Origin of the sequence: Streptomyces zaehneri, assembly GCF_032248645.1 — a bacterium.
Classification (GTDB): Bacteria; Actinomycetota; Actinomycetes; order Streptomycetales; family Streptomycetaceae; genus Streptomyces; species Streptomyces coriariae.
Genome location: NZ_JASTTJ010000053.1, coordinates 1 through 14,725, shown reverse-complemented (window position 1 = coordinate 14,725; position 14,725 = coordinate 1). Strand labels below are relative to the sequence as shown.

The 14,725-nt window shown below is 70.9% G+C and carries 2 protein-coding genes and 1 pseudogene; all 3 read right to left on the bottom strand.

What is annotated here, in order from left to right; translation table 11 throughout:
* A pseudogene (locus tag QQM72_RS40380) lies at positions 1 to 4,081 on the bottom strand (type I polyketide synthase); the annotation flags it as partial.
* A 98-nt stretch (positions 4,082 to 4,179) separates the two neighbouring features.
* Positions 4,180 to 4,455 carry an acyl carrier protein gene (locus QQM72_RS40375; protein WP_314225790.1) on the bottom strand — a complete coding sequence of 92 codons (276 nt, stop codon included), beginning with the start codon at positions 4,453 to 4,455 and terminating at the stop codon, positions 4,180 to 4,182.
* Positions 4,456 to 4,949: 494 nt separating this feature from the next.
* A partial coding sequence (locus QQM72_RS40370; protein WP_314225789.1) for a type I polyketide synthase occupies positions 4,950 to 14,725 on the bottom strand: 9,776 nt, incomplete at its 5' end.

The window sequence follows — 14,725 nt, the reverse complement described above, 5'->3', positions numbered from 1 at the left end:
GCCCGAGGACGGGACCCACTCCGGCGGATCCGACGGGATCGAGATCGACGAGCACGATCCGGTCGGGGTTCTCCGCCTGGGCCGCCCGGACCAGACCCCACACCGCGGCACCGGCCGGATCGGTGACGTCACCGTCGCCGCCCGCGGGCACCGCACCCCGGGTCACGACGACGAGAGGTACGGCGGCCAGGGCCGGTGCGGCGGCCAGCCACGCCTGGACCACGGCCACGACGCGGGTGGTGAGGCCGAGCGGGTCCTCGGCGTCGCCGGTCGTCGCCGTGAGGACGGCGACCGGCGGCAGGGTCTCGCGGGCGGCGAGCGCCGTCACGTCGTCGACGGTGGCGAGAGGCGCCCAGGAGGCGGGGGCGGCGGCGCCCTCGGGGGCGGGCAGCGGGGTCCACTCCACGCGGAACAGCGAGTCGCGGCTCTCCCGGCCGGCCGCGCCGGCGCCGAGCTGCTCGGCGGTGACCGGCAGGGATACCAGCGAGTCCATGGTCAGGACGAGGTCGCCGGTCTCGTCGGCGGCCTGGAACGAGAGCGCGTCTGGGCCGCTCGGGGCGACTCGTACGCGCAGGGCGGAGGCGCCCAGGGCGTGCAGGACGAGACCGTTCCAGGCGAAGGGCAGAACTTTGCGGTCGTCCTCGGGGTTGGCGAAGGCGTTGGTGTGCAGGGCGGCGTCGAGCAGGGCCGGGTGGATGCCGAACCGGTCGGCGTTCTCGCGCTGCTCGGGCGGCAGGACAGCCTCGGCGAACAGTTCGTCGCCGCGCCGCCACACGCCGCGCAGGCCTTGGAAGGCCGGACCGTAGGCGTATCCGCGGGCGGCCAGATCCGAGTAGAAGTCGTCGATGGCGACGGGCTGCGCGCCGGCCGGAGGCCAGGCGGCGAAGTCGACGGCGGGCGTCGTGCCGTCGGTCCAGGCGGCGTTGGAGAGCAGGCCGGTGGCATGCCGGGTCCATCCCTCCTGCCCAGCCTCCTCGGAGGTCTCCTCGCGGAGGGAGTAGACATCCACGGTGCGCGAGCCGTTGGGGCTGGCGCCGCTGACGGTGACCTGGATTCGGACGCCGCCCCGCTCGGGCAGCACGAGCGGTGACTCGATGACGAGTTCCTCCAGGACACCGCAGCCGAACTCGTCGCCGGCTCGGACCGCCAGATCGACGTAGATGGTTCCGGGTACGACGACCGCGCCTGCGATGGCGTGGTCCGCGAGCCACGGGTGGGTGCGTAGGGAGAGTCGGGAGGTGAGGACCAGACCGTCGGACTGTGGCAGCGGGACCACCGCGCCGAGCAGCGGGTGGTCGGTGCCGGTCAGGCCGAGCGAGGCGGCGTCGTTCGCGGTGCCGGTCAGCTGGATCCAGTAGTGCTGGTGGTCGAAGGCGTATGTCGGGAGGTCGATGCGGCCAGCGTCGGCTCCGGCCGCAAGGACGCCGCTCCAGTCGACGTGGACGCCTCGGACGAAGAGCTCGGCCATCGAGGTAAACAGGCGGCGCGGGCCGCCGTCTTCACGGCGCAGGGAGCCGGTCACGACGGCATCGGCCTCGGCGCGGACCACGATCTCGCTGATCGGCTGGACCAGGACGGGGTGGGCGCTGGACTCCACGAACACGGTGTGGCCGTCGGCCAGGAGGTCAGCGATCGCTGGACCGAAGCGGACCTGCCGGCGCAGGTTGCGGTACCAATAGCCGCCGTCGAGGACACCCGCCTCGCGAATCCACTCGCCGGTCACGGTGGAGAAGAATGGCACGGCAGGAGCCTGGCTGCGGATGTCGGCGAAGGCCTCGCTCAGGATCTCCTGGACGGCTTCGACATGCCGGGTGTGCGAGGCATAGTCGACTGCGATGCGGCGCACGCGTACGCCTTGGTCCCCCAGCGCGTCGACGGCCTCGTCGAGGGCTTCGGCGTCACCGGCGATCACCACTGACACCGGACCGTTGACCGCCGCGACCTCGATCCGGCCGGCCCACCGCTCCAGACGCTCGACGGCCTCTGTCTCGGACAGCGCCACCGACGCCATACCGCCACGGCCCGCCAGACTTGCGGCGATGACCTGACTGCGTACGGCCACAATGCGAGCAGCGTTCTCCAGGGACAGTGCGCCCGACACGCACGCGGCAGCGATCTCACCCTGCGAGTGACCGACCACCGCATCCGGCACCACACCGACCGACGACCAGACGGCGGCAAGGCCGATCATCACAGCGAAGCTCGCAGGCTGCAGCACATCCACGCGCTCCAGGAGTTCGGGCGGAGCATCCCCTCGCAGCACATCCACCAGCGACCAGTCGACCCACCGCTCGAGCGCCGCCGCGCACTCAGCGATCCGCTCCGCGAACACCGGTGAGGAATCGAGGAGTTCGCGGCCCATGCCGGTCCATTGCGAACCCTGCCCCGGAAAGACGAGCACGACCTTTCCGGCCCCGCCCGGCGTCGACGCGCTGCCGACGGCCACCGCGCGTGCGGCCTCGCCGCGCGCAAGCGCGCCCAGGCCCGCCAGGGCCTCTTCGGACGAGTCGGCCACGACGACCGCGCGCTCGGCGAGCGTCGCCCGGCCGGTGGCCAATGCGGCCGCCACGTCGGCGAGCTCGACCGTGCCGGACGCCTCGACGAACGAAAGCAGACGCTCCGCCTGTCCGGTAAGCGAGGCGGCCGTGGCCGCCGACAGCACCAGCGGCACCACGCCGTCGACCGCTGGAGCCGGAGAGGGGCCGGAGGCAGCTTCTGCGGCGGGCTCCTCTTCCAGCGCCTGCTCCAGGATCAGGTGGGCGTTCGTACCGCTGGCACCGAACGAAGACACACCGGCCCGGCGCGGCCGGCCCACCTCTGGCCACGCGCGGGCCTCCGTCAGCAGCTCCACCGAGCCCGCCGTCCAGTCCACCTGCGAGGTGGGGGCGTCGACGTGCCGGGTGGCGGGCATGACACCGTGCCGCAGCGCCTGCACCATGTTGATCACTGCGGCCACGCCGGAGGCGGCCTGGGTGTGGCCGATCACCGACTTGACCGAGCCGAGCCACAGCGGCCGGTCCTGCGACCGGTCCTGGCCGTACGTAGCGATCAGGGCTTGCGCCTCGATCGGGTCACCAAGAATGGTGCCGGTGCCGTGGCCCTCGACCATGTCGATGTCGGCCGTAGTGAGGTCGGCGCTCTCCAGCGCCTTGCGGATGACGCGCTGCTGCGCGGGTCCGTTGGGCGCCGTCAGGCCGTTGGAAGCGCCGTCCTGGTTGAGGGCGGAGCCGCGGATCACCGCGAGGACCCGGTGTCCGTTGCGGCGTGCTTCCGACAGCCGCTCGAGCAGGATCACACCTGCGCCTTCGGCCCAGCTGGAGCCGTCCGCGCAGGCCGCGTACGACTTGCAGCGGCCGTCGAAGGCGAGGCCGCGCTGCCGGGCGAAGCCGACGAACCCGCCGGGGGTCGCCATCACGGTGGCGCCGCCGGCCAAGGCCATGGAGCACTCGCCTCGCCGCAGTGCCTGGGCGGCCAGGTGGATGGCAACCATGGAGGAGGAACACATGGTGTCGACGGTGACGGCGGGGCCTTCGAGGCCGAGTGTGTAGGCGACCCGTCCCGAGGCGATGCCGCCCGCGGTGCCCAGGGCGCGCTCCAGGCTGAGGAAGCCTTCGAGGCCGCTGAGGTCGGGCGCGTAGTCCTGGTGGACCATGCCGGCGAACACGCCGATGTCAGTGCCGCGTACGGAGTGCGGGTCGACGCCGGCTCGTTCGAGGGCCTCCCAGGAGACCTCGAGGAGCTGCCGCTGCTGAGGGTCCATCGCGAGCGCCTCGCGCGGGGATATCCCGAAGAACGCGGCGTCGAATTGGCCGGCGTCGTGCAGGAACGCGCCCTCGCGGACGTACGTCGTGCCGGGGTTGTCCGGGTCGGGGTGGTAGAGGCCCTCCAGATCCCAGCCGCGGTCCTCGGGGAAGGTGGTGTAGACGTCGGTGCCGTCGGTCACCACCCGCCACAGGTCCTCGGGTGTGCGTATGCCGCCCGCGTACCGGCAGGCCATCGAAACGATCGCGATGGGTTCGGCCGAGGACTCGGAGAGACGCTGGTTCTCCTGCTGGAGCCGCGTGTTCTCCTTGAGCGAGGCACGCAGTGCGTTGACGATCTGCTCGTCCGGTGCCGTCATCTCGGTAGGTCCTCCGTCTTTGTCGCTGTCGGTAAACCAAATGTCGGTAAGTCGGGTGATCACTTGGTGTCGTTCCCCAGGGCGCGCTTTACGAGGTCGGCGACGTCCATCACGTCGATGAGGTCGGCGTCGTCCTCAGCGGCGGGCATCACCGGGTCTGGCTCGGGAGTCGTCACCCCGGGGGCGGAGCCGTCCTCGGGACCGACGAGGCTGAGCAGCATGTCGAGAAGGCCGGCCTCCCGGAACCGGGCGGGCGGGACCTGATCAGAACGCAGGAAACCGACGAGGGCGTCCGGGGTCGGATGGTCGAAGACGAGGGTCGCGGGCGGCTGCAAAGTACGAGGTCAGTTGACGCGGCGCGGAACCCTCATCGCGGACGCTCGCATCGATGCGAAAAAGAGAAGACACAAATAAAGACCCCTGAATTTGTTGCTGGGCAATTCTGTGACCGCAGAGGGTCCGCGAATATCGAGGGCTGCCTCCACGAGATTAGACAGGGCCGCCTTCGTGGGGCATCCCCTGGTCTGGTAGCTCCCGGCTGCGTCCAGGGAAGTGGTGTTGGGCTCCCACCCGATCCACGCCTTTGTTCCGGTGTCGGAGTGAGTGTCCGGATATGAGAATGGCCACCGGCCGATCTTCGAGATGTCACCGACACGGCACCCCATGTCGCGTAGGTCGCGGACCACTGGCACCTGTGGCACCTGCCCGGCGAGGCGGCGCACACAGGGAAGCCCTGGCGCACGGCGCACGGCGCACGGCGCACGGCGCACGGCGCACGGCGCGGACCAACGTCCGCCTCACCACGTAGGAAACGGTTCAAGTCAGGTGATCAGTTGGTGTCGTTTCCCAGGGCGCGCTTTACGAGGTCGGCGACGTCCATCACGTCGATGAGGTCGGCGTCGTCCTCAGCGGCGGGCATCACCGGGTCTGGCTCGGGAGTCGTCACCCCGGGGGCGGAGCCGTCCTCGGGACCGACGAGGCTGAGCAGCATGTCGAGAAGGCCGGCCTCCCGGAACCGGGCGAGCGGGACCTGCGCGAGTACGCGCCGCAGATCGTCCTCCCGCGTGTCCAGGCCGTCGTCGCCCGTTTCCGTCAGCAGTTCGGAGCGCAGGAAACCGACGAGGGCGTCCGGGGTCGGATAGTCGAAGATGAGGGTCGCGGGCAGTCGTAGACCGGTGGCCACGTGCAGGCTGTTGCGGAGGTTGACCGCGGCGAGCGAGTCGAAACCGACCTCCTGGAAGGACTGGAGCGGGCCGATGCTGTCCGTGCTGCTGTGTCCGAGGACGGTCGAGGCCTGTCCGCACACCAGCCGGAGCAAGAGACGGTTCTGTTCCGCCTCGGGGACGTTGCGGAGGGAGTCCACCAGGGACGAGGTGATGCTGATGTTCTCGGCATCGGGCTGGGAGGCGCGCAGGGCGGCGGCGGCCTCGGGCAGGTCAGCGAAGAGCGGGCTGACCCGTACAGAGGTGAACGCCGGGATAAACGCCTCCCAGTCCATGTCGACGACCGTCACGGCTTTCTCTCGCGCTTCCACGGCCTGTTCGAACGCGGTCATCGCGATCTGTTGGGTCATCGGCAGGACACCGCGGCGGCGCAGCTGCGCGAGGGTCGCCTCGTCCATGGCGGCGCCGATTTCGTCGAGGGCTCCCCAGGCGATCGAGGTGGCCGCGAGTCCTCGGCCGCGGCGCCGTTCGACCAGGGCATCCAGGACTGCGTTGGCCGCGCCGGAGACGCCCTGGCCACCGCCGCCCCAGATTCCGGCGATCGAGGAGAAGACCACGAAGGCATCGAGCGGGGCCCCGCCGGCGTCAGTGTCGGTGAACAGTTCGTCGAGCCATACAGCGGTGTCGACCTTGGCCGCGAAGACCTCGGTGAGGTCGGCGAGGCCGGTGTCGGCGATGTTGCTGGTCCAGGCGGTGTCGGCGGCGTGCACGACGGCGGTGAGCGGCTGCTCCTCCGGGGTCTCGGCGATGAGTCGGGCGAGCGTTTCACGATCGGCGTCGGCGCAGGAGACGACTGTCGTCTCCACCCCGGTGGCCGCGAGCTTGTCCAGCAACCTGGTGACGGCGTCGGCGGGCGCCTGAGCCGTGGTCGTGATGATGAGACGGCGCGCGCCGGACCGGGCGAGCCGGAGCGAGGCATGTGCGCCGAGGGCCTCGGCGCCGCCAGTCACGAGGACTGTGCCATGAGGCTGCCAGCCGCCGTCGGCGGGCGCCTCGGGTGCGGGCTTGCGGGTGAGCCGCCTGCTGTAGACGCCGGAGCGGCGTACGGCGAGCTGGTCGTCCCCCGCTGCGCCGTTCAGCGCGCCCACGAGATACTGCGCGGTGCGGGCGTTGGCGGTTGCCGGTAGGTCGACCAGGCCGCCCCACCGGTCGGGGTGTTCAAGGGCCACGGCGCGGCCGAGGCCCCAGAGCGCGGCCTCGCCAGGATCGGTGACGGTGTCCTGGATACCGGTGTTCACCACGCCCCGGGTCAGACACCACATTGGCCCGTTGACGCCCGCGTCTCCGAGGGCCTGAATCAGCGCGAGGGTCCTGGCGGCGGTGACAGTGGTGTCCTGCGTGCCGTCGAGGGCGAGCAGGGAGAGAACTCCCGCCGGCTCGTACTCGGCTCGGATGCCGCTCAACTGCTCGGTGAGCCCCGTGCGGGTGAAGGCAGAGGGAGCGATCTCCAAGGGCACGATGTCGAGTCCCTGGGCACCGAGCGCCGCGAGGAGCTCGGCCACATGGGAGCCGGCAGTGGAGTCAGCCGGGAAACCGATCGCGCCTTCGATCGGGCATCCCGGCGGCAGCACGGCGAGCCAGCGGCCCGCGGGTACTCCCGACACCTCCCGGTCCAGGAGCCGCCAGGTGATGGCGTAGCGGAGGCGCTCAGCGCTGAACCGCTGCTGGCGCCTGCCGCGCCAGTCCGCCAGCACCGGCACGACAGTGCGCAGGGCGTCTCGCAGACCGGCGGAGTCCGAGGCGAGCAGTCCGGCGAGCGAGTCCGCGTCGGTCTGCTCGACGGCACTCCAGAAGTCCGCGTCGGTGTCCTCGCCCGAGGCTCCGCTGCCGTCGGCGTTATCGGCCTCCCGCAACCAGTAGTGACGTCGATCGAAGGCGTACGTCGGGAGCTCGACCTGCGATGCACCGGCACCGGACGGCAGCATTGCCGCCCAGTCCACAGGCAATCCCCGGACAAAAAGCTCGGCTATCGAGGTGAACAGCCGGTGCAGACCGCCCTCGTCACGGCGCAGTGTGCCACCGACGACAGCACGCAGCCGGACCGTGTCATCCGCCTGGTCCACGATCTCATTGACCGGCTGGACCAGAACCGGATGGGCACTGACCTCCACGAACACCGTATGACCGCCGGCCAGCAGGTCGGCGATGGCGGGACCGAAACGGACCTGGCCACGCAGGTTCCGATACCAGTAGCCGCCGTCGAGGACACCCGCCTCCCGCACCCACTCGCCCGTCACCGTCGAACAGAAAGGAACCAGCGGGGCCTGAGCACGGATGCCGGCGAACGCCTCGCCCAGGATCTCCTCGATCGCCTCCACATGCCGGGTGTGGGAGGCGTAGTCCACCGCGACCCGGCGCACGCGCACGCCATCCGCAACAAGAACGTCGAGGGCTTCGTCGAGGGCTTCGGCATCACCGGCGATCACCACCGAGGACGGGCCGTTGACCGCAGCCACCTCGACTCGATCGGCCCACCGCGCAAGTCGCTCAAGCACCTCAGCCTCAGGCAGCGCCACCGACGCCATACCACCCCGGCCCGCCAGACTGCCCGCGATGACCTGGCTGCGTACCGCCACCACCTGGGCGGCATCCTCCAGCGACAACACACCCGCCACACACGCGGCCGCGATCTCACCCTGCGAATGACCCACCACCGCATCCGGCACCACACCCACCGACGCCCACACCGCAGCCAGACCCACCATCACCGCAAAACTCGCCGGCTGCACCACATCCACCCGCTCCAACAACCCAGCCGCAACATCCCCCCGCAACACATCCACCAGCGACCAGTCAACCCACCGCCCCAACGCCACCGCACACTCAGCAACCCGCTCCGCGAACACCGGCGACGAGTCCAGGAGTTCGCGGCCCATACCCACCCACTGCGAACCCTGCCCCGGGAACACCAGAACCGTCCGCCCCGCGACCACCGCGCTGCCAGTGACCAGACGGGGATGGGACTCACCCCGCGCCAGCGCACCAAGCCCCGCCAACGCCTCCTCCCCGGAGTCGGCCACGATCACCGCACGCTCGGACAACATCGCCCGCTGAGCGACCAACGCACCCGCCACGTGCGGCAGTGTGCCCGCGTTCTCCGCGACGAACGACACCAGCCGCTCCGCCTGCCCCACCAGCGAACCAGGACTCCGCGCCGACACCACCAGCGGCACCACAACGGGCGCGGCGGGCAGCTCCACACCGCTCTCTGCCGCCGGCGCCTCGGCGGGCTCTTCGGGTGATTCCTCCAGGATCACGTGGGCGTTGGTGCCGCTCGCGCCGAAGGAGGAAACGGCGGCTCGGCGCGGCCGGCCCGTGTCCGGCCATTCTCGCGCCTCTCTGAGCAGTTCGACCGCGCCGGCCGTCCAGTCCACCTGCGGTGTCGGCTCCTCCACATGGAGCGTCGGCGGCATGACTCCGTGTCGCAGCGCCTCGACCATCTTGATGACGCCGGAGACACCCGCCGCTGCCTGGGTGTGGCCGATGTTGGACTTCAGCGAGCCGAGCCACAGCGGACGGTCGGCGGGCCGGTCCTGTCCGTAGGTGGCAAGCAGTGCCTGGACCTCGATCGGGTCGCCCAGGGAGGTGCCGGTGCCGTGGCCCTCGACAATGTCGACGTCCTTCGTCGACAGGCCCGCGTCGGACAGAGCGCGCCGAATGACGCGCTGCTGGGAGGGTCCGTTGGGCGCGGTCAGGCCGTTCGAGGCGCCGTCCTGATTGACAGCGCTGCCGCGCAGCACGGCCAGGATCCGGTGGCCGTTGCGGCGGGCCTCCGACAGACGCTCCAGGACGATCACGCCCACGCCCTCGGCCCAGCCGGTGCCGTCGGCGGTCGAGGAGTACGCCTTGCACCGGCCGTCGGCGGAGAGACCGCGCTGGCGGGCGAACTCCACGAAGGCGTCCGGGCTGGACATGACGGTCGCACCACCTGCGAGGGCGAGCGAGCACTCTCCGCGCCGTAGCGCCTGGGTCGCCAGGTGCATCGCCACGAGGGAGGACGAACAAGCCGTGTCGATGGTCACCGCCGGCCCTTCGAAGCCGAACACGTACGACACGCGTCCCGACGCCACGCTCGACGAAGTGCCGGTCATCACGTAGCCCCGGACGTCCTCGGGGATCTGCCGCAGCCGGGTGACGTAGTCGTGGTGGACGATACCGGTGAAAACACCGATGTCACGGCCCCGGGCGGAGAGGGGGTCGATTCCGGCCCGCTCCAGGGCCTCCCACGAGGTCTCCAGGAGCAGCCGCTGCTGCGGATCCATCGCGAGGGCCTCGCGCGGCGAGATCCCGAAGAGTCCGGCGTCGAATTGGGCGGCGTCGTGCAGGAATCCGCCGACGCGGGTGTAGGTGGTGCCAGGGTGGGTGGGGTCGGGGTGGTAGAGCTTGTCGACGTCCCAGTTCCGGTCCTGCGGGAAGCCGGAGAGCGCGTCACGCTCCTCGGCGACCAGTCGCCACAGTTCCTCGGGGGTGTTGACGCCGCCGGGCAGGCGGGTGCTCATGGCGATGATGGCGATCGGCTCGTCGGGGTCCGCGAGCACGGCAGGTCCGGATTGGACGACTCCAGCCGACAACGTCGCGGCTTCCTCACCGAGCAGTTCGGTGCGCAGGTGCCAGGCGAGGGCGGAAGGGGTCGGGTAGTCGAAGGCAAGGGTGCTGGGAAGGCTCATGCCGGTGAAGTCGTGCAACCGGTTGCGGAGTTTGACGGCGCTGAGGGAGTCGAAGCCGAGGTCCTGGAAAGGCTGCTTTTCGTCGAGGGCTTCAGCGCTGGTGTGGCCGAGAACGACGGCCGCGCTCTCCTTCACGAGGTCCAGCAGGACGCGCTGCTGTTCGGTGGCGCCAAGCGCGGCGAGCCGGTGGGCCAGCGATCCGCTCTCGGCGGCCGGACGTCCCACAACCCGTCGGACGAACGGCCCGTCCTGCGTCGCCCGTGCCTCGCGAAGAGCGGGGGTGCCGACCGCGGCGGCGATAACGGTGCTGTCCATGCGGCCCAGGGTCAGTGGTCCGAGCGCGGCGACTGGTTCGCCCGTGTGGTCGGCGAGCTCCACGAGGTGGCGTCCGCCCTCCACAGGCGTGGCCCGCAGCCGCAGGGCGGTGGCGCCCTCGGCGTACACGGCCAGGTCGGCGCAGACCGTGAGATCGCGCTCACTCTCACCGGTGCGGCCGGCCAGGAGACGAAGGACGGTGTCGAGGAGTGCGGGATGGAGGGTGAACCCCGCGGCCTCATCGACGAGTTCGTGACGCAGGGACACGTCGGCGAAGAGCTGGCCGTCTTGTTCCGCCAGGCCGTGTATTCGTGCCCCGCGGATGTCGAGGAGGTCCGTCGGGGCGTCGGCTCCGGTGGCCGGCCAGGTGCGCAGGTCGAAGGATGGCGTGGGCAGGCCGGGCCGGAGCAGTGCGCGGGCGTGGCGCGTCCAGGTGCTGTCCTCGTCGCCGGCCCGCCTGCTGTGGACGACGACCGGACGCAGCCCGTCCCGGCCGGGGACATCGACGTGGACACGGAGCTGGAGGTGGCCGTGCTCGGGCACGGTCAGCGGGGTGTCGACGATGATCTGCTCGACGGCGCCGCTTCCCGCCTCGGTTCCGGCGTGGACCAGCAGGTCGAGAAGTACGGCGGCCGCAACGGTATCGGTGCCGGGATCGAGGAGCCGACCGAGGGCACGCCGGTCGAGCCGCCCGGTGAGCACCACACGGGTGCCGCCGTCGCTGACCCGGCTGACGTGGTCGTCGTCGGGGATCTCGACTGCCGTGCCGAGAAGCGGGTGCCCGGTGGGGCGGGCGCCGAGCGCCTCGGCGTCGGTGGCGGTGGGCTCGGGCTCGACCCAGTACCGCTGGTGCTGGAAGGCGTACGTGGGCAGCTCGGTACCGATCGCCGTGGCCGGGGTGCCGAGGAGAGCAGACCAGTCGATGTCCGTGCCGCGGACATGCAGTTCGGCGAGTGCGGTGAGGACGGCGGTCTCCTCTGAGCCGTCCTCGCTCAGGGTGGCGAAGCAGCCCCGGTGGTCCGTGCCGAGAGCGGCGAGGGCGAGGGCGGTCAGGCCGCCGCCGGGTCCGACCTCCAGGAGGGTTGTGGCGCCCTGGTCGCGCAGCGCGGTGACTGCGTCGGCGAACCGCACGGCATGGCGCACTTGGTCGGCCCAGTACTCCGGGGTGGCGAACTGGCCGTCCTTCGCAGGGGCACCGGTGAGCGTGGAGATGACGGGGATGGCGGCTGGGCGGGGACGCAGCCGGGCAATGACGGCCCGGAACTCGTCGAGCATGGGGGCCATCAGTGGCGAGTGGAAGGCATGACCGACCTTCAGGCGTTTGGTCTTCCGGCCCTGTTCGGCCAGTCGCGCGGCCACGTCGAGGACGGTGTCCTCGGCACCGGAGAGCACGATGGCGCCGGGTCCGTTGACTGCGGCGATGGCAATCTCGCCCGCGGCCCCCTCCAGCAGTGGTGCCACCTCGGCCTCGGTCGCCTGTACGGCGACCATTGCGCCGCCCTCGGGCAGGGCCTGCATCAACCGGCTGCGGGCGGCGACCAGTTCGCCTGCCTCCGCCAGGTCAAGGACTCCGGCGGCATAGGCGGCGGAGATCTCGCCGACTGAGTGTCCGGCGACCAGGTCCGGACGTACACCCCAGGAGGCGAAGAGCTGGAACAGAGCGGTCTCCAGGGCGAAGAGACCTGGCTGCGTGTACAGGGTACGGTCGAGCAGTGCGGCCTCCGCCGTGCCGGGCTCGGCGAACACCACCTCGCGCAGCGGACGCTCCAGATGACCATCCAAGTGTCGTTCAACAGCCTCGCACGCGGCGGTGAAGGCGTTCCGGAAAAGCGGTTGTCGCTCAGCGAGTTCGCGGCCCATGCCGGCCCACTGGCTGCCCTGCCCAGTGAAGAGGAAGGCCAGCTTGCCCTCGGAGGGGCTGCCGGTGACGGTGCCAGCAGCAGGCGTGCCGTTCCCGAGCGCGCGCAGCGCATCGGCAAGCTGCTGCCGGTCGGTGGCCAGCAGGACCGCCCGGTGGTCGAGCTGGGCACGAGTGGTGGCCAGCGCGTGCGCGGTGTCGGTAAGGGCCGGCTCAGGGCGTGCCTCGACGAAGCGAGCAAGGCGCCCGGCCTGGGCGCGCAGAGCCGCCGCTGTCCGGGCCGACACGGGCACAGGCACAGGCACAGGCACAGGCACAGGCACGGGCACGGGCACGGGCACGGGCACGGGCAGAAGAGCGGAACCTGACCTCACGAGATCTGTGGCGGGTGCCGCATCGGCAGCATGCACCTGGTCGGAGGCGGTTGCCGATCCGATGCCAGGTGCCAGTTCGTTCGTCGCCGCCCGGTCGGAAACCTCAGCGTCCTCCACCGGCGCCTGCTGGATCACGATGTGCGCGTTGGTGCCACCGATACCGAAGGACGAGATGCCGGCGCGCCGCGGGTGCCCGGTCTCGGGCCACCGGCGAGTCTCTGCGAGCAGTTCCACCGCGCCCGTGAACCAGTCCACGTGCGTTGAGGGCCGGTCCACGTGCAGCGTGCGGGGCAAGACGCCGTGCCGCATCGCCATCACCATTTTGATGACGCCTGCCATACCTGCCGCGGCTTGTGTGTGCCCGATGTTGGACTTGACCGAGCCGAGCCACAGCGGGCGGTCGTTGGGTCGGCCCTGCCCGTAGGTAGCGAGCAGTGCCTGCGCCTCGATCGGGTCACCGAGGACCGTTCCCGTGCCGTGGCCCTCGACCGCGTCCACATCCGATGTCGACAGACCGGCGTCGGCGAGCGCCTTGCGGATCACCCGCTGTTGTGAGAGTCCGTTCGGCGCCGTAAGTCCGTTGGACGCACCGTCCTGGTTGACCGCGGTGCCTCGGACCACCGCGAGGACCTGGTGACCGCGGCGGCGTGCGTCGGAGAGCCGTTCCACGAGGAGCACGCCGACGCCCTCGGACCAGCCGGTTCCGTCCGCCGCGTCGGCGAAGGCCTTGCAGCGGCCGTCCTGGGAGAGGCCGCGCTGCCGGGAGAACTCGACGAAGGTCTCCAGATTGCCCATGACCATCACGCCGCCGGCGAGGGCCATGGAGCACTCGCCCTGCTGAAGTGCGCGGACCGCCATGTGGAGGGCGACGAGCGAGGACGAGCAGGCAGTGTCGATCGTGATGGCCGGGCCCTCGAAGCCGAACTGGTAGGCGATCCGGCCTGAGATGACGCTGCCGGAATTGCCGGTCAGGCGGAAGCCTTCGATGCCGGACGCGTGGTGCGTCCGTACGGTGTAGTCGTGGCTGTTGACGCCGGCGAAGACGCCGATGTCCTGCCCGGCGAGCCCGCTCGGGTCGATCGCGGCGCGTTCGAACGCCTCCCAGGAGGTTTCCAGGAGCAGCCGCTGTTGGGGGTCCATCGCGAGCGCCTCGTTCGGTGAGATCCCGAAGAAGGCAGCGTCGAAGCCGGTCGCGTCGTCGAGGAACGCGCCGTGCCGTACGTAGGTCTTGCCGACGCTGTCAGGGTCGGCGTCGTAGTGCCGGTCGATGTCCCAGCCGCGGTCGTCGGGGAACTCTCCGATGGCGTCGACGCCTTCGGCAACCAGCCTCCACAGGTCTTCGGGGCTCTCCACACCGCCGGGGAAGCGGCAGGCCATCGCGACGATGGCGATCGGATCGTCGGAGAGGGCGACCACCGTGGCGGTGGTGTGCTCCTCAGCGCTCCGCTCCTGGCCGTCGCCCCACTGTTCGTCGTCGCCGAAGAGCCGTGCACGCAGGTGGTCGGCGAGCAGCGTCGGCTTCGGGTAGTCGAAGACGATGGTGGAAGAGAGGCTGAGAGCGGTCGCGGTCGCGAGCCGGTTGCGCAGCTCGACGGCGGTCAGCGAGTCGAAGCCGGCGTCCTTGAAGGCACGGTCGGCGCGGATGGCGTCAGCGCCGGAGTGGCCAAGCACCTGGGCGGCGTTCCGGCGGACGAGGTCCACCAGTGCCTCTGTGCAGTCCCGCTTGCCCAGGCGGTCGAGCCGCTGACGCAGGGAGTCGGTCACGGCCGTGTGCGAGGACGCGGCCGCTGGCCGAGGAGCAGGCGCGAGGCCGCGCAGCAGCGGTGCTACGGGAGTTCCGGCGCGGGCGGATGCCCTCAGTGCGGGCAGGTCGAACCGGGTGGCCACGAGCGCGGCAGGGGTCTCGTCGCCCGCCCTCAGGGCCGCGTCGAGGAGCGCCATGCCCTCGGCGGCGGAGAGCCCGGCCATGCCGAGGCGCCGGGTGCGGTGCAGGTCTGTGGCACCGAGGTGTCGGGTCATGCCGCTGGCGTCGTTCCAGTAGCCCCATGCGAGGGAGATGCCGGGCAGGCCGGAGCGGCGGCGGTGGAGGGCGAGGGCGTCCAGGCAGGCATTGGCGGCGGCGTAGTTGCCCTGGCCGGGGTTGCCGAGGACTCCAGCGGCGGAGGAGA